The organism is Streptomyces sp. V3I8, from assembly GCF_030817535.1.
Classification (GTDB): domain Bacteria; phylum Actinomycetota; class Actinomycetes; order Streptomycetales; family Streptomycetaceae; genus Streptomyces.
In genome coordinates, this window is record NZ_JAUSZL010000002.1 from 6,809,023 (window position 1) to 6,825,618 (window position 16,596).

10 protein-coding genes, 3 rRNA genes and 1 pseudogene are annotated in these 16,596 nt (G+C 66.4%); 10 read left to right on the forward strand and 4 right to left on the reverse strand.

Going from position 1 to position 16,596, the window contains the following annotated elements:
• Positions 1–25 precede the first annotated feature (25 nt).
• On the reverse strand, positions 26–814 hold the full coding sequence (locus tag QFZ75_RS30090) for a hypothetical protein (protein ID WP_307541899.1): 789 nt from the start codon (positions 812–814) through the stop codon (positions 26–28).
• 134 nt (positions 815–948) lie between these two features.
• Between QFZ75_RS30090 and QFZ75_RS30095 the strand changes: the two genes are divergently transcribed.
• The 3 genes from QFZ75_RS30095 (at position 949) to QFZ75_RS30105 (ending at position 3,333) form a co-directional block, all read left to right on the forward strand.
• Entirely contained in the window at positions 949–1,740 is a 792-nt protein-coding gene (locus QFZ75_RS30095; protein ID WP_307541900.1) for an ABC transporter ATP-binding protein, read from the forward strand.
• Between the two features lie 96 nt (positions 1,741–1,836).
• A complete protein-coding gene (locus tag QFZ75_RS30100) occupies positions 1,837–2,268 on the forward strand; it encodes an NfeD family protein (RefSeq protein WP_307541901.1) in 432 nt (143 codons plus the stop codon).
• Between the two features lie 132 nt (positions 2,269–2,400).
• Positions 2,401–3,333 carry an SPFH domain-containing protein gene (locus QFZ75_RS30105; protein ID WP_307541902.1) on the forward strand — a complete coding sequence of 311 codons (933 nt, stop codon included), beginning with the start codon at positions 2,401–2,403 and terminating at the stop codon, positions 3,331–3,333.
• A gap of 223 nt (positions 3,334–3,556) precedes the next feature.
• Here the strand turns inward: QFZ75_RS30105 and QFZ75_RS30110 are convergent, their stop codons facing one another.
• Positions 3,557–4,060 carry an HNH endonuclease gene (locus tag QFZ75_RS30110; protein ID WP_307541904.1) on the reverse strand — a complete coding sequence of 168 codons (504 nt, stop codon included), beginning with the start codon at positions 4,058–4,060 and terminating at the stop codon, positions 3,557–3,559.
• 186 nt (positions 4,061–4,246) lie between these two features.
• Entirely contained in the window at positions 4,247–5,032 is a 786-nt protein-coding gene (locus QFZ75_RS30115) for a sporulation protein (protein WP_307541905.1), read from the reverse strand.
• 169 nt (positions 5,033–5,201) lie between these two features.
• On the opposite strand from QFZ75_RS30115, the gene QFZ75_RS30120 reads away from it, so the two are divergent.
• From QFZ75_RS30120 to QFZ75_RS30145, 6 genes and pseudogenes are all read left to right on the forward strand, one after another.
• Complete coding sequence (locus tag QFZ75_RS30120) at positions 5,202–5,843, forward strand: DNA-3-methyladenine glycosylase (protein WP_307541907.1); 642 nt, start codon at positions 5,202–5,204, stop codon at positions 5,841–5,843.
• A gap of 553 nt (positions 5,844–6,396) precedes the next feature.
• Positions 6,397–7,924: ribosomal RNA gene (locus QFZ75_RS30125) — 16S ribosomal RNA — on the forward strand.
• Between the two features lie 317 nt (positions 7,925–8,241).
• Positions 8,242–11,364, forward strand: a 23S ribosomal RNA gene (locus QFZ75_RS30130).
• A 135-nt stretch (positions 11,365–11,499) separates the two neighbouring features.
• A 5S ribosomal RNA gene (gene rrf, locus QFZ75_RS30135) occupies positions 11,500–11,616 on the forward strand.
• Together the 16S, 23S and 5S rRNA genes form the textbook arrangement of a ribosomal RNA operon.
• A 488-nt stretch (positions 11,617–12,104) precedes the next feature.
• A pseudogene (locus QFZ75_RS41220) lies at positions 12,105–12,920 on the forward strand (hypothetical protein); the annotation flags it as partial.
• A 360-nt stretch (positions 12,921–13,280) separates the two neighbouring features.
• Positions 13,281–14,084 carry a hypothetical protein gene (locus QFZ75_RS30145; RefSeq protein ID WP_307544897.1) on the forward strand — a complete coding sequence of 268 codons (804 nt, stop codon included), beginning with the start codon at positions 13,281–13,283 and terminating at the stop codon, positions 14,082–14,084.
• A gap of 66 nt (positions 14,085–14,150) precedes the next feature.
• Here QFZ75_RS30145 and QFZ75_RS30150 read toward each other — a convergent pair whose 3' ends face one another.
• On the reverse strand, positions 14,151–15,440 hold the full coding sequence (locus QFZ75_RS30150) for a DUF1015 domain-containing protein (RefSeq protein WP_307541909.1): 1,290 nt from the start codon (positions 15,438–15,440) through the stop codon (positions 14,151–14,153).
• Positions 15,441–15,511: 71 nt separating this feature from the next.
• Between QFZ75_RS30150 and QFZ75_RS30155 the strand changes: the two genes are divergently transcribed.
• Positions 15,512–16,540 carry an HAD hydrolase-like protein gene (locus QFZ75_RS30155; protein WP_307541910.1) on the forward strand — a complete coding sequence of 343 codons (1,029 nt, stop codon included), beginning with the start codon at positions 15,512–15,514 and terminating at the stop codon, positions 16,538–16,540.
• Positions 16,541–16,596: the final 56 nt, after the last annotated feature.

The following is a 16,596-nucleotide window of genomic DNA, read 5'->3' on the forward strand; positions in this document are numbered from 1 at the left end:
CGTCTTTCGGCGCGACCCGACCGTGTCAGCGCACCCCTCGCTCCCGCTCCTCCACGAACGCGTTGTACGCGGCCACCTGAGCCCGCCTGCCCGTACGTTCGACCGGGCGCAGCGCCTCGGCCCGCGCGGCCATCTCGGAGGCGCTCACCGCCCCGCCGTGCCCGGCGCCGGACGCCACCGACACGAGCAGCCCGACCCGCCGGGACAGCGCCAGCACCCGCACCGCTCTCGGCGGATACCCCGGAGCGAGCACCTCGCCGTCCCGCTCGGTCCGCGCCCGGTACGCGTCGACCGCCGCCTCGGCGACCGGACCCGAACCCGCCACGTCGAGCCGCGACAGCGCCTCGGTCGCGTCGCGCAACGCCTCCGCGAGCTCCCGCTCGGCCTCACCGAGGGACGGCACGTCCGCGGGCGGCGCCTCGCGCACCGCCAGACAGTGCCAGACGACCTCCACGTGCACATCGCCCCGCGGACCGGCCTCGCGCACCTCGGGTACGAGCCCCAGCGCGGCCCCGTGGCAGACGACCGCCTCCTCCGCCTCCAGGGCGCGCGCGTTGAACTCCGGCGGACCGCTCAGCCCGAGCGGATGACCGGGCGCCGGCAGCGCCACCCGAAGGCCGGTCACCCCGAGCGCGCGCAGCCGCCCCAGAGCGAGCGAGAGCCCGACGGGCCCCGTCTCGCCGGGCAGCCCCTCGACCCGGTGCACGGCGTCCTCGCCGACGATGGCGACGACCGCGTCGTCCGGTGAGACAAAGCCGGCCAACAGGGCGTTTCCCCATGCCGCCAGCCGTCCTGAACGTGGTTCCGAAAGCATGCCCCCCACTTTAAGGAACGGCTTAAGGCCCGGCCGATGGATCGGACGCCTCGGCCGGTGGCGTAGGTTTTCCCTGGGGGCTGCGTCCACAGACGTCAGCGACGGCCGAGACTGCAATGGGAGACAGCGCGCTCATGAGCGATGTTCTGGAGCTTGAGGACGTATCCGTGGTCCGAGAGGGCCGGGCTCTGGTGGACCAGGTCTCCTGGTCGGTCAAGGAAGGCGAGCGCTGGGTCATCCTCGGACCCAACGGCGCCGGGAAGACGACCCTCCTCAACCTCGCCTCCAGCTACCTCTTCCCCAGCCACGGCACGGCCACCATCCTCGGCGAGACCCTCGGCAGGGTCGACGTCTTCGAGCTGCGCCCCCGCATCGGCGTGGCCGGCATCGCCATGGCGGAGAAGCTCCCCAAGAGCCAGACGGTCCTGCAGACGGTCCTGACCGCCGCGTACGGCATGACGGTCGGCTGGCACGAGGACTACGAGGACGTCGACGAGCAGCGCGCCCGCGCCTTCCTCGACCGCCTCGGCATGACGGACTTCGTGGACCGCCGGTTCGGCACGCTCTCCGAGGGCGAGCGCAAGCGCACCCTCATCGCCCGCGCGCTGATGACCGACCCCGAACTGCTGCTCCTCGACGAGCCGGCGGCCGGCCTCGACCTCGGCGGCCGCGAGGACCTCGTACGCCGGCTCGGCCGTCTCGCCCGCGACCCGATCGCCCCCTCCATGATCATGGTCACGCACCACGTCGAGGAGATCGCCCCGGGCTTCACCCACGTCCTGATGATCCGGCAGGGCAAGGTGCTCGCGGCGGGCCCCCTGGAGCTCGAACTCACCTCGCGCAACCTGTCGTTGTGCTTCGGCCTCCCGCTCGTCGTCTCCCAGGCCGGTGACCGCTGGACCGCCCAGGGCCTGCCCCTGTCCTGACGACCGCCCCGGCAACTGTTCTGACGACGGGAAACACCCGCCCCAACCCGATCGGCGCCCTGTCGGGGACGGGACCCGCGGACCTACCATGACCATGTGGACGACATCGACGCATGGGTGTGGTGGCTGATCGGCGCGGCCGGGCTCGGAATCCCGCTGGTCGTGACCGCGATGCCGGAATTCGGAATGCTCGCCGTCGGCGCGGTCGCGGGCGCCGTGACCGCGGGGATCGGAGGCGGTGTCGTGCTGCAGGTCGTAGTCTTCACCGCGGTCTCGGTCGCGCTCATCGCGGTCGTACGCCCCATCGCGGCCCGGCACCGGACCCAGCGGCCCCAACTGGCCACCGGCATCGACGCGTTGCGGGGCAGGCAGGCCGTCGTCCTGGAACGGGTCGACGGTTCCGGCGGCCGGATCAAACTCGCCGGCGAGATCTGGTCCGCACGCTCCCTCGACACCGACCGCGCCTACGACGTGGGGCAAGAGGTGGACGTGGTGGACATCGAGGGGGCCACGGCGATCATTATGTGACTCCTTGCGGCGTCCAGTGAACGGAACGTCCCACGTGGCGAGTTGTGGTCTGACACACTCGTCCAGCAAGATCTTCGACAGTCACAGGATCTTCCGGCAACACCGAGGCGGAGAAGGGTACGGGGAGCCACGATGGAACCCATCATCATCGTCCTGATCATTCTGGTGGTGTTGGTCTTCATCGCGCTGATCAAGACCATCCAAGTCATCCCACAGGCCAGCGCCGCCATCGTCGAGCGCTTCGGCCGCTACACGCGGACGCTCAACGCGGGCCTCAACATCGTCGTCCCGTTCATCGACTCCATCCGCAACCGCATCGACCTCCGCGAGCAGGTCGTGCCGTTCCCGCCCCAGCCGGTGATCACCCAGGACAACCTGGTCGTGAACATCGACACCGTCATCTACTACCAGGTGACCGACGCCCGCGCCGCGACCTACGAGGTCGCCAGCTACATCCAGGCGATCGAGCAGCTCACCGTGACGACGCTCCGCAACATCATCGGCGGCATGGACCTGGAACGGACCCTGACCTCCCGCGAGGAGATCAACGCGGCGCTGCGCGGTGTCCTCGACGAGGCCACCGGCAAGTGGGGCATCCGCGTCAACCGCGTCGAGCTGAAGGCGATCGAGCCGCCCACCTCCATCCAGGACTCGATGGAGAAGCAGATGCGCGCCGACCGTGACAAGCGCGCCGCGATCCTCACCGCCGAAGGCATCCGCCAGTCCCAGATCCTCACCGCGGAGGGCGAGAAGCAGTCCGCCATCCTGCGGGCCGAGGGTGAGGCCAGGGCCGCCGCGCTGCGCGCCGAGGGCGAGGCGCAGGCGATCCGTACGGTCTTCGAGTCCATCCACGCCGGTGACGCGGACGAGAAGCTCCTCGCCTACCAGTACCTCCAGATGCTCCCGAAGATCGCCGAGGGCGACGCCAACAAGCTCTGGATCGTCCCCAGCGAGATCGGCGACGCCCTCAAGGGGCTGAGCGGCGCCATGGGCAACATGGGCCCCCTGGGCGGCAACCAGGGCGGCGGCGGCACGGAACGCCGCGAAAAGCCCCCGGTGGACTGACCCACCCAACCCTGGACCGAAGGAGGGGGCCGCCTCACCCGAGGCGGCCCCCTCCTTCGGCCCAGGGACGCGGGAACAGCGCAGTCCTCTCCCTTTCAGGGGCGCATGGACGGCGCGGCCCGCTGCCTTTCGGCGCGGGGAACGGCGCAATCTTTCAGGGGCGCGGGGAACTGCGCGATCAGCCACAGCGCACCCGCACCCGACAACACACCGCGGCCGCCCCCTACGCGGACTGCGCAAGCCACTCCGGCAGAGCCTCGAACTCGTCCCGCCCCAGCGCAAGCAACATCGCATCGGCCGGCGTCGGCTCGAACGGCTCCCGCAACAACGGCATCCCCGCCTGCGCGGGCGTCCGCGCGGCCTTGCGGTGGTTGTCCTCCGCACACGAGGCAACCGTGTTCAGCCACGAGTCCTGGCCACCCTGCGCCCGCGGCACCACGTGGTCCACCGTGGTCGCCCGCCGCCCGCAGTACGCGCACCGGTGCCGGTCCCGCACCAGCACCCCCCGCCTCGACCACGGCGCTTGTCTTCGGAACGGCACCCGTACGTAACGGCACAGCCTGATCACCCGGGGCGCGGGTATGTCCAGCGCGGCTCCCCGCATACGCAGTTCCGGGTGGGCCTGCTCGACGACTGCCTTGTCCTGCAGGACCAGAACGACGGCTCGATTCAGCGTCACCGTAGACAGCGGCTCGAAGCTCGCGTTCAGCACCAGCGTGTCCCGCATCCGGCCCACCTCCCCTGCGCACCGGCCCACCACCTGGCGGGCGTGGATCAACTCTGGCCGGGCACGCCGAGATGGACAACGCAATAAAAGTGCCCGCCTCTGATCAATTCCAAGACCAGAGACGGGCAAACACTCGGCGAAAGGTCAGCTCTCCGCGGGAGCCGCGTACTGGGCTCCCGCCCGGACCTAGAACCAGTTGCGCCGGCTGCCGACCTCGGACAGCCACTGGTTGAGGTAGGCGGCCCAGTCCGTTCCCTGGAAGTCGTTGAGACCCACCTGGAAGGAGCGGAAGGAGTCGCTGCCCTCGCTGAACAGCCCCGGCTTCTTGTCCATCTCCAGGACGACGTCCATCTCGCGGTCGTCCGCGACGAAGGTCAGCTCGACCTGGTTGAGCCCGCGGTACTGCTGCGGCGGGAAGAACTCGATCTCCTGGTAGAACGGCAGCTTCTGCCGCGTACCGCGGATGTGCCCCTTCTCCAGGTCCGCGCTCTTGAAACGGAAGCCCAGCTGGATGAAGGCGTCCAGCAGCGCCTGCTGCGCCGGCAGCGGGTGCACGCTGATCGGGTCCAGGTCCCCGGAGTCCACCGCGCGGGCGATCGCCAGTTCCGTGGTCACACCGATGTTCATGCCGCGCAGCGACTGGCCGGCGATGTTCGTGATCGGCGTCTCCCACGGGATCTCAAGACCGAAGGGCACCGCGTGCACACCGTCGGCCTGCAGCTCGAAGGCCCCGCCGAGCTGGAGCTTCGCGAACTCGATGTTCTGCTTGTACTCCTGGTCGTCGTGCCCCTCGACCTCCACCTTGGCCTGCAGCCCGACCGACAGTCCCTCGATCCGCTGGCTCACGGACCCGCCCTGGATCCGCACCTCACCCTGGACGACACCGCCCGGAACGACGTTGACCTCGGTCAGCTCCGTCTCGACCGAAGCCCCACCGGCCCCCAGGCTCGCAAGCAGCCGCTTGAACCCCATGTCTTCTCCTCTTTCGGGCAACGCCCCGTTGTCGTGTAGGTCCGGAACGGATCCTTGATCCATACATACGCGATCCGGCCGGGTCCGGTTCCGCGCCTTCACCCTGGCAAGGCGGACGCTCCCTGACCACCCCGCACGCAGTCATACGTGTGCACTACGCTCGGAAACCATGATCGCGGCCCCTGACCGTACGCCCCTCACCCGGGACTTCTTCGATCGGCCTGTACTCGAAGTGGCCCCCGACCTCCTGGGCCGTGTGCTCGTGCGCACGGACCCGGACGGTCCGATCGAACTGCGCCTCACCGAGGTCGAGGCCTACGACGGTCCGAACGACCCGGGCTCGCACGCCTACCGCGGCCCCACGGCCCGCAACGCCGTGATGTTCGGCCCGCCCGGTCACGTGTACGTCTACTTCACCTACGGCATGTGGCACTGCATGAACCTGGTCTGCGGTCCCGAGGGCACGGCGAGCGGGGTCCTGCTGCGCGCGGGGGAGATCACCGCAGGCGCCGAAACGGCTCGCAAACGTCGACTTTCGGCCCGGCATGACAGGGAACTGGCCAAAGGGCCGGCCCGCCTGGCCACCGCCCTGGGGGTGGACCGCTCCCTCGACGGTACGGACGCGTGCGCCACCGGGGGTTCACCGGTGAGCCTTCTGCACGGCACCCCGGTCACCTCCGACCAGGTACGCAGCGGACCGCGCACCGGAGTGGCCGGCGACGGAGGTGTCCACCCGTGGCGCTTCTGGATCAACGACGACCCGACGGTGAGCCCCTACCGCGCTCACATCCCCCGTAAACGTCGAACTTGACTCGTCCCTGGGCGGACCGTAATGTAGTCCGAGCCGCTTGAACCGGGTACTGCGTTCAGTCAGCAGCCGGGAGCGGCCAACCCACTACCTACGACTTCCTCTCAGCGAGGGCCTATTCAGCATGTTCGCATGCCTGAATTCGAACTCGCGGAACTCGATTATGAGTTGCCGAGAGGATCGGCTAACGTAGTGAATGTCGAAAGGCCGCGAGGCCAAAAGGCAAATCCCGCCGACTGGGAATCACGGCCCGAAACGGTCTGATAGAGTCGGAGACGCAAGACAGCAAGACCGAAGGGAAAAGCCCGGAGGAAAGCCCGAGAGGGTGAGTACGAAGGAAGCGTCCGTTCCTTGAGAACTCAACAGCGTGCCAAAAATCAACGCCAGATATGTTGATACCCCGTCCGTCACCGTTTGGTGGCGGGTGGAGGTTCCTTTGAAAAAGTCCTGCCGGGCGTAAGCCTGGTAGGCGCATCAGCGAGGACGCTGTGAACAGTCTTCCTTATTCCGGTCGACTGTTCCGCTCTCATGGTGTTGTCCCGATTACGGGAAAACATTCACGGAGAGTTTGATCCTGGCTCAGGACGAACGCTGGCGGCGTGCTTAACACATGCAAGTCGAACGATGAACCACTTCGGTGGGGATTAGTGGCGAACGGGTGAGTAACACGTGGGCAATCTGCCCTTCACTCTGGGACAAGCCCTGGAAACGGGGTCTAATACCGGATGATACTTCCACTCGCATGGGTGGGGGTTGAAAGCTCCGGCGGTGAAGGATGAGCCCGCGGCCTATCAGCTTGTTGGTGAGGTAGTGGCTCACCAAGGCGACGACGGGTAGCCGGCCTGAGAGGGCGACCGGCCACACTGGGACTGAGACACGGCCCAGACTCCTACGGGAGGCAGCAGTGGGGAATATTGCACAATGGGCGAAAGCCTGATGCAGCGACGCCGCGTGAGGGATGACGGCCTTCGGGTTGTAAACCTCTTTCAGCAGGGAAGAAGCGAAAGTGACGGTACCTGCAGAAGAAGCGCCGGCTAACTACGTGCCAGCAGCCGCGGTAATACGTAGGGCGCAAGCGTTGTCCGGAATTATTGGGCGTAAAGAGCTCGTAGGCGGTCTGTCGCGTCGGATGTGAAAGCCCGGGGCTTAACCCCGGGTCTGCATACGATACGGGCAGACTAGAGTGTGGTAGGGGAGATCGGAATTCCTGGTGTAGCGGTGAAATGCGCAGATATCAGGAGGAACACCGGTGGCGAAGGCGGATCTCTGGGCCATTACTGACGCTGAGGAGCGAAAGCGTGGGGAGCGAACAGGATTAGATACCCTGGTAGTCCACGCCGTAAACGGTGGGAACTAGGTGTTGGCGACATTCCACGTCGTCGGTGCCGCAGCTAACGCATTAAGTTCCCCGCCTGGGGAGTACGGCCGCAAGGCTAAAACTCAAAGGAATTGACGGGGGCCCGCACAAGCAGCGGAGCATGTGGCTTAATTCGACGCAACGCGAAGAACCTTACCAAGGCTTGACATCGCCCGGAAAGCCGTAGAGATACGGCCCCCCTTGTGGTCGGGTGACAGGTGGTGCATGGCTGTCGTCAGCTCGTGTCGTGAGATGTTGGGTTAAGTCCCGCAACGAGCGCAACCCTTGTTCTGTGTTGCCAGCATGCCCTTCGGGGTGATGGGGACTCACAGGAGACTGCCGGGGTCAACTCGGAGGAAGGTGGGGACGACGTCAAGTCATCATGCCCCTTATGTCTTGGGCTGCACACGTGCTACAATGGCAGGTACAATGAGCTGCGATACCGCAAGGTGGAGCGAATCTCAAAAAGCCTGTCTCAGTTCGGATTGGGGTCTGCAACTCGACCCCATGAAGTCGGAGTTGCTAGTAATCGCAGATCAGCATTGCTGCGGTGAATACGTTCCCGGGCCTTGTACACACCGCCCGTCACGTCACGAAAGTCGGTAACACCCGAAGCCGGTGGCCCAACCCCCTTGTGGGGAGGGAGCTGTCGAAGGTGGGACTGGCGATTGGGACGAAGTCGTAACAAGGTAGCCGTACCGGAAGGTGCGGCTGGATCACCTCCTTTCTAAGGAGCATTTCTTGGCCGGCAGGTTTACCTGACGGTCCAGAGGCCAGTTCATCGGCGAATGTCCGGTGCTGGTTGCTCAAGGGTGGAACGTTGATTATTCGGCATTCTCAGTCTGCTCAGGCTGCAAGTACTGTCCTTCGGGGCGTGGAAAGCTGATCTGGGGGTCGGGGGTGTCGGGCACGCTGTTGGGTGTCTGAAGGTACGGCCGTACATGGTCGTCCTTCGGTGCCGGCCCCAGTGCACTCGCCTGTAAGGGTGGGGTGATGGGTGGTTGGTCGTTGTTTGAGAACTGCACAGTGGACGCGAGCATCTGTGGCCAAGTTTTTAAGGGCGCACGGTGGATGCCTTGGTACCAGGAACCGATGAAGGACGTGGGAGGCCACGATAGTCCCCGGGGAGCCGTCAACCAGGCTTTGATCCGGGGGTTTCCGAATGGGGAAACCCGGCAGTCGTCATGGGCTGTCACCCACATCTGAACACATAGGGTGTGTGGAGGGAACGCGGGGAAGTGAAACATCTCAGTACCCGCAGGAAGAGAAAACAACCGTGATTCCGGGAGTAGTGGCGAGCGAAACCGGATGAGGCCAAACCGTATGTGTGTGAGACCCGGCAGGGGTTGCGCATACGGGGTTGTGGGATCTCTCTTTCACAGTCTGCCGGCTGTGAGACGAGTCAGAAACCGTTGGTGTAGGCGAAGGACATGCGAAAGGTCCGGCGTAGAGGGTAAGACCCCCGTAGTCGAAACATCAACGGCTCGTTTGAGAGACACCCAAGTAGCACGGGGCCCGAGAAATCCCGTGTGAATCTGGCGGGACCACCCGCTAAGCCTAAATATTCCCTGGTGACCGATAGCGGATAGTACCGTGAGGGAATGGTGAAAAGTACCGCGGGAGCGGAGTGAAATAGTACCTGAAACCGTGTGCCTACAAGCCGTGGGAGCGTCGCTCACAGAGTTTACTCTGTGGGTCGTGACTGCGTGCCTTTTGAAGAATGAGCCTGCGAGTTTGCGGTGTGTTGCGAGGTTAACCCGTGTGGGGAAGCCGTAGCGAAAGCGAGTCCGAATAGGGCGATTCAGTAGCGCGCTCAAGACCCGAAGCGGAGTGATCTAGCCATGGGCAGGTTGAAGCGGCTGTAAGAGGTCGTGGAGGACCGAACCCACCAGGGTTGAAAACCTGGGGGATGACCTGTGGTTAGGGGTGAAAGGCCAATCAAACTCCGTGATAGCTGGTTCTCCCCGAAATGCATTTAGGTGCAGCGTCGTGTGTTTCTTGCCGGAGGTAGAGCACTGGATAGGCGATGGGCCCTACCGGGTTACTGACCTTAGCCAAACTCCGAATGCCGGTAAGTGAGAGCACGGCAGTGAGACTGTGGGGGATAAGCTCCATGGTCGAGAGGGAAACAGCCCAGAGCATCGACTAAGGCCCCTAAGCGTACGCTAAGTGGGAAAGGATGTGGAGTCGCACAGACAACCAGGAGGTTGGCTTAGAAGCAGCCACCCTTGAAAGAGTGCGTAATAGCTCACTGGTCTAGTGATTCCGCGCCGACAATGTAGCGGGGCTCAAGCGTACCGCCGAAGTCGTGTCATTTCAGCAATAGGGCCAACGCCTGCTGGGATGGGTAGGGGAGCGTCGTGTGCCGGGTGAAGCCGCAGCGGAAGCTAGTGGTGGACGGTTCACGAGTGAGAATGCAGGCATGAGTAGCGATACACACGTGAGAAACGTGTGCGCCGATTGACTAAGGGTTCCTGGGTCAAGCTGATCTGCCCAGGGTAAGTCGGGACCTAAGGCGAGGCCGACAGGCGTAGTCGATGGATAACCGGTTGATATTCCGGTACCCGCTGTGAAGCGTCAAATATCGAACCAGGCGATGCTAAGTCCGTGAAGCCGTTCCGGACCCTTCGGGGAAAGGAAAGTGGTGGAGCCGACGGTCCAGACCTGTAGTAGGTAAGTGATGGGGTGACGCAGGAAGGTAGTCCATCCCGGGCGGTGGTTGTCCCGGGGTAAGGGTGTAGGGCGTTGTCCAGGTAAATCCGGACAGCACATAGCCTGAGACCTGATGCCGAGCCGATTGTGGTGAAGTGGATGATCCTATGCTGTCGAGAAAAGCCTCTAGCGAGTTTCATGGCGGCCCGTACCCTAAACCGACTCAGGTGGTCAGGTAGAGAATACCGAGGCGTTCGGGTGAACTATGGTTAAGGAACTCGGCAAAATGCCCCCGTAACTTCGGGAGAAGGGGGGCCATCACTGGTGATCCGATTTACTCGGTGAGCTGGGGGTGGCCGCAGAGACCAGCGAGAAGCGACTGTTTACTAAAAACACAGGTCCGTGCGAAGCCGTAAGGCGATGTATACGGACTGACGCCTGCCCGGTGCTGGAACGTTAAGGGGACCGGTTAGTGCACTTTCGGGTGTGCGAAGCTGAGAACTTAAGCGCCAGTAAACGGCGGTGGTAACTATAACCATCCTAAGGTAGCGAAATTCCTTGTCGGGTAAGTTCCGACCTGCACGAATGGCGTAACGACTTCTCGACTGTCTCAACCATAGGCCCGGTGAAATTGCACTACGAGTAAAGATGCTCGTTTCGCGCAGCAGGACGGAAAGACCCCGGGACCTTTACTATAGTTTGATATTGGTGTTCGGTTCGGCTTGTGTAGGATAGCTGGGAGACTGTGAAGTGCGGGCGCCAGCCCGTGTGGAGTCGTCGTTGAAATACCAGTCTGGTCGTGCTGGATGTCTAACCTGGGTCCGTGATCCGGATCAGGGACAGTGTCTGATGGGTAGTTTAACTGGGGCGGTTGCCTCCTAAAGAGTAACGGAGGCGCCCAAAGGTTCCCTCAGCCTGGTTGGCAATCAGGTGTTGAGTGTAAGTGCACAAGGGAGCTTGACTGTGAGACCGACGGGTCGAGCAGGGACGAAAGTCGGGACTAGTGATCCGGCGGTGGCTTGTGGAAGCGCCGTCGCTCAACGGATAAAAGGTACCCCGGGGATAACAGGCTGATCTTCCCCAAGAGTCCATATCGACGGGATGGTTTGGCACCTCGATGTCGGCTCGTCGCATCCTGGGGCTGGAGTCGGTCCCAAGGGTTGGGCTGTTCGCCCATTAAAGCGGTACGCGAGCTGGGTTTAGAACGTCGTGAGACAGTTCGGTCCCTATCCGCTGTGCGCGTAGGAATATTGAGAAGGGCTGTCCCTAGTACGAGAGGACCGGGACGGACGAACCTCTGGTGTGCCAGTTGTCCTGCCAAGGGCATGGCTGGTTGGCTACGTTCGGGAGGGATAACCGCTGAAAGCATCTAAGCGGGAAGCCTGCTTCGAGATGAGTATTCCCACCAACTTGATTGGTTAAGGCTCCCAGTAGACGACTGGGTTGATAGGCCGGATGTGGAAGCCCTGCAAGGGGTGGAGCTGACCGGTACTAATAGGCCGAGGGCTTGTCCTCAGTTGCTCGCGTCCACTGTGTAGTTCCCAGACAACGAACGGTTGTGCTGGCTGAACAGTTCCACTAATCAATTGAATAGTGTGCTTGTTCGCTGCCCGTTCATAACTCTGCCGCTGGCGGGGTGTCTGAAAGGGTTTCGGTGGTCATAGCGTGAGGGAAACGCCCGGTTACATTCCGAACCCGGAAGCTAAGCCTCACAGCGCCGATGGTACTGCAGGGGGGACCCTGTGGGAGAGTAGGACGCCGCCGAACAATCTTTGGAGGACCTTTGGTCCCAGCGACTCGCTGGGACCAGAGGTCCTTTTTTGTTTTCCCGAAGCGCGCCGGGTACCCGGCTGCGCGAGAATGACTTGCGGTACCGATGACAGGAGTCACCCATGTCCACCAACTCTCCCGACGAGCGACCGGAGCGCGACCAGCGACGCCGGGACAGTGGTGACCGCGGCGGCTACCGCGGGGGCCCGAGCCGTGACAACGACCGCGGCGGGGCCGGCCGGCGTGACGACAACCGCGGTGGTCCCCGGCGTGACGGTGACCGTCCGCCCTTCCGTCGCGACGACCGCCGTGACGACAACCGCGCCGGTGGCGACCGCGGCGGGTTCCGTCGGGACGACAACCGCAGCGGCGGCGCTGACCGTGGTGGGTTCCGCCGGGACGACAACCGTGGCGGTGGAAGCCGTCCGCCGTTCCGTCGCGACGACCGGCCTGCCGGTCCGAGCCGTGACGACCGTGACCGCGGTGCCCCGCGTCGTGACAACGACCGTCCGCCCTTCCGCCGCGATGACCGCCGTGACGACAACCGCGGTGGCGGTGATCGTGGTGGGTTCCGTCGCGATGACAGCCGTGGTGGTAACGACCGTCCGGCGTTCCGTCGTGATGATGAGCGCGGTGCCCCGCGTCGTGACAACGACCGTCCGCCCTTCCGCCGTGACGACAACCGCGGTGGCGGTGACCGTGGTGGTTTCCGTCGCGACGACAACCGTGGCAGCTACGAGCGCCGCGACGACAACCGCGGCGGCGGTGGCGACCGTGGCGGTTTCCGTCGGGACGACAACCGTGGTGGTAGCGACCGTCCGCCCGTCCGCCGTGACGACCGACGCGACGACAACCGCGGCGCTGGTTTCCGGCGTGACGGTGACCGTCCGGCGTTCCGTCGTGACGACCGCCGTGACGACAACCGCGGTGGCGGTGATCGTGGTGGTTTCCGTCGTGATGACAGCCGTGGTGGCAGTGACCGTCCGGCGTTCCGTCGTGATGACGAGCGTGGTGCCCCGCGTCGTGACAACGACCGTCCGCCCTTCCGCCGCGACGACCGGCGGGACGACAACCGTGGCGGCGGTGATCGTGGCGGTTTCCGTCGCGACGACAACCGCAGCGGTGGCGGTGACCGTGGTGGGTTCCGCCGTGACGACAGCCGTCCCGGCGGCAGTGATCGTCCGGCGTTCCGTCGCGATGACAGCCGCGGTGGCAGTGATCGTCCGGCGTTCCGTCGTGATGACGAGCGCGGTGCCCCGCGTCGTGACAACGACCGTCCGCCCTTCCGCCGCGACGACCGCCGTGACGACAACCGTGGCAGTTACGAGCGCCGCGACGACAACCGTGGCGGTGGCGGTGACCGTGGTGGGTTCCGCCGTGACGACAGCCGTCCCGGCGGCAGTGGCGGTGGCGGCTTCCGTGGGCGCGACGACCGGGCCGGGCGCGACGACCGCGGCCGTGGCGGCCCCCGCCGCGACGACAGCCGTGGCCGTCCCGGCGGCGGTGGCGGTTACCGCGGGCGCGACGACCGAGGGGACGACCGCCGTGGCGGTGGCCACTTCCGCGACGAGCGGGACCGCGACCGCGAGCCGATCAAGCGGCTGCCGATCCCGGACGACGTCACGGGTGAGGAGATCGACAAGGACGTACGGCAGGAGCTCATGAGTCTGCCGAAGGGTCTCGCCGACGACGTCTCCAGGAACCTGGTGATGGTCGCCCGGCTCATCGACGAGGACCCCGAGGGCGCGTACGGCTACTCCAGGGTGGCGCTGCGGCTCGCGTCGCGTGTCGCCGCCGTGCGGGAGGCGGCCGGCTTCGCCGCGTACGTGAACCAGAAGTACAGCGAGGCGCTCGCCGAGTTCCGCGCTGCCCGGCGCATGACCGGCAACGTGGACCTGTGGCCCGTCATGGCGGACTGCGAGCGCGGTCTGGGGCGCCCCGAGAAGGCGCTCGACATGGCCGGTGCCCCCGAGGTGCAGAAGCTCGACAAGGCCGGCCAGGTCGAGATGCGGCTCGTGGCTGCGGGTGCGCGGCGGGACATGGACCAGCTGGACGCCGCCATCGTCACGCTCCAGAGCCCCGAGCTGGCCTCCCACTCCGTGCAGCCCTGGACCGCGCGCCTGCGGTACGCGTACGCCGACGCGCTGCTCGCGGCCGGGCGTGAGGGTGAGGCGCGTGAGTGGTTCGCCAAGGCCGTCGAGTCCGACAAGGACGGCAGCACGGACGCCTCCGACCGGCTCGCCGAGCTCGACGGTGTCGAGTTCGTGGACGCGCTCGACGACGAGGAGACCGACGGCGGTGCTCCGAGGGCGGCCGTGACCCCGGTCGAGGGCGACTCCGAGGAGGACTCCGAGGACGTCGTCGAGGTCGTCGAGGTCGGCGACCTCCGCGAGGACGAGAAGAAGGTCCAGGACGAGGAGAAGGCCCAGGACGGGGAGAAGACCCAGGACGACCTGGACGGCTGAGGTCGCCCAGGAGCCGTGACGGCGGACGGGCGGGATCCCCTGACGGGGGTCCCGCCCGTCCGTGTGTCAGGGGCCGAGCGTGCGCAGCACCAGGCCCGACGCCGGCTTCGGGCCGAAGGACGTCGACTTGCGGGGCATCGTGACGCCCTGGCTCGCGAGCTCGCGTACGACCTCCTCGCGGACCGGGTGCATCAGGACGGCCGTGCCGCCGTCGCGCTCCGCCTTGGCCGCCGTGGCGGCCGTGTCGTGGATGTAGGCGATGTGCTCCGGGACGTCCGGGATGCGCCAGACACGGTCGAGGAGCGTGGCGTGCAGGACGGTCGCGTCCAGGGTGCGCCAGGCTTCGGGACGGTCCGCCGGGACCGTGCGGGCCAGGAGGTCGGGGGAGGGGCGGTCGACGAGGTGGAAGGCTCCGTCGCCGGCGAGGAGGAAGGCGTTTCCCGCGGCGGCCGCCACGGCGAGGGCCGACAGCGCCTCGGAGAGGGACTTGTCGAGGTGGCGTATGCGGAAGGAGCCGTCCAGGGCGGCGAGGGCCTGGGAGACCGGGAGGCGGTGCAGGAGGCGGTGGATGGCGCGGACCCGCAGCGGGTGGCGGGCGGTGTCGACCAGGAGCACCAGGCCGTAGTCCCAGGGGCTGGGAGAGGGGTGTTCCGCACGGACCCGCAGGTAGGTCGCCCAGCGGTGGTGGCCGTCGGCGATGAGGGCCTGGCGGCCGGCCAGGTCCGCGCGGACCTCGGCGAGGTCGGCCGGATCGGTGACGGCCCACAGACGGTGATGGAAGCCGTCCTCCGTCGTCGTGGAGAACAGGGGCGGGCGCTCGGCGGTGCGCCCGATGACGGCCGCCGTGCCGGAGACGGCGCCGTCGCCCCGGTAGGTCAGCAGCAGGGGTTCGAGGTTCGCGGAGGTGGTCCGCATGAGGGCCGCGCGGTCCGCGACGACGTGCGGCATGACGTCCTCGTGCGGCAGCACCACGCCCTCCGAGGCCTCCGACAGGCGCAGGGCGCCGATGACGCCCCGCTGGAACATGCTCTCGTCGTCCCGCTGCTCGTAGACGTAGAGGGCCGGCTCCGGGTCGGGGCGCAGGATGCCCTCGGACATCCAGCGGTGCAGGGTGTCCGCGGCCTGTTCGTTGCGGACGTCGGGTGTGGTGGCCTGCGGCAGGATCAGGCGGACGATGTTGTACGGGTCCGCCGATTCCAGGTGGAGCAGGCCGTCGGGCCGCACGACCACGTCGTACGGCGGGGATGTGACGGCGGACAGGCTGCCGACCCGGTCGGGGTCGTAGCGCAGACCCCGGAACGGGGTGAGGTCAAGGCCCATGCGTGCCGGTACGTCCGCGGTACCTGCAGTGTTCATTGATGCATCGTAAGTGGGCCGGTGCGATGGGAGATGATCGGGGAAAGGGATCGAACGAGGAGCGATGCGTAATGAGCCAGATCGCGAGGACGCGGCCCGAGAGCAGTGAGCGGGCCCTGAGCGAGGCGTACGACACGGCGCTGCTCGACCTGGACGGGGTGGTGTACGCGGGCGGGAACGCGATCGCGCACGCGGTCGAGTCGCTCGGCACGGCCCACGGGGGCGGGATGCGGCTCGCGTACGTCACCAACAACGCGCTGCGGACGCCCGACAGCGTCGCGGAGCACCTCACGGAGCTGGGCATCGCGACCGGGGCGGCGGACGTCATCACCTCGGCCCAGGCCGTGGCTCGGCTGATCAGCGAGCAGGTGCCCCGGGGCGCGCGCGTGCTGGTGATCGGCGGCGAGGGACTGCGGGTCGCGCTGCGCGAACGCGGGCTCGAACCGGTCGAGTCGGCCGACGACGAACCGGTGGCCGTCGTGCAGGGGTTCGGCGGGCCCGACCTGCCGTGGGGGCGCTTCGCCGAGGCCTGCTACGCCATCTCCCGCGGCGTGCCGTGGTTCGCGTCCAACACCGACCTGACGATCCCCGGCGCACGCGGCATCGCGCCGGGCAACGGGGCGGCCGTCGAGGTCGTACGGATCGCCACGGGCGCCGAGCCGCAGGTGGCGGGCAAGCCGCTGCCGCCGATGCACCGCGAGACGATCCTGCGGACCGGGGCCGAGCGGCCGCTGGTCGTGGGGGACCGGCTCGACACGGACATCGAGGGCGCGTTCAACGGCGAGGTGGACTCGCTGCTCGTGCTCACCGGCGTGACCGACGGGGCGCAGCTCCTCGCCGCACCGCCGCGGCACCGGCCGACCTACGTCGACGCCGACCTGCGGGGGATGCTGACCGGGCAGCCCGAGGTCGTGGAGGCGGGCGACGGCTTCCGGTGCGGGGGGTACACGGCCACGGCCGGAAGCGAGCGGCTGGAACTGGACGGTGAGGGCGAGCCCATGGACGGGCTGCGGGCCCTGTGCGCCGCCGCGTGGACGGCGGCCGGGGACGCGGCGTGCGAGCTGGACGGGAGCAAGGCGCTGGCCCGGCTGGGGCTCTGAGCGGCCGGTCGGGGGTGCGGGGCCGATCGGGTCCAGGTGGAAGTTAGGCTAACCTA

Bases quoted from the DNA above. Each gene is read 5' to 3' on its own strand.
- QFZ75_RS30145 (WP_307544897.1), top strand. From the start codon at position 13,281: ATGAGTCTGCCGAAGGGTCTCGCCGACGACGTCTCCAGGAACCTGGTG.
- QFZ75_RS30155 (WP_307541910.1), top strand. From the start codon at position 15,512: ATGAGCCAGATCGCGAGGACGCGGCCCGAGAGCAGTGAGCGGGCCCTG.
- QFZ75_RS30095 (WP_307541900.1), top strand. From the start codon at position 949: ATGAGCGATGTTCTGGAGCTTGAGGACGTATCCGTGGTCCGAGAGGGC.
- QFZ75_RS30120 (WP_307541907.1), top strand. From the start codon at position 5,202: ATGATCGCGGCCCCTGACCGTACGCCCCTCACCCGGGACTTCTTCGAT.
- QFZ75_RS30090 (WP_307541899.1), bottom strand. From the start codon at position 814: ATGCTTTCGGAACCACGTTCAGGACGGCTGGCGGCATGGGGAAACGCC.
- QFZ75_RS30115 (WP_307541905.1), bottom strand. From the start codon at position 5,032: ATGGGGTTCAAGCGGCTGCTTGCGAGCCTGGGGGCCGGTGGGGCTTCG.
- QFZ75_RS30110 (WP_307541904.1), bottom strand. From the start codon at position 4,060: ATGCGGGACACGCTGGTGCTGAACGCGAGCTTCGAGCCGCTGTCTACG.
- QFZ75_RS30150 (WP_307541909.1), bottom strand. From the start codon at position 15,440: ATGAACACTGCAGGTACCGCGGACGTACCGGCACGCATGGGCCTTGAC.
- QFZ75_RS30105 (WP_307541902.1), top strand. From the start codon at position 2,401: ATGGAACCCATCATCATCGTCCTGATCATTCTGGTGGTGTTGGTCTTC.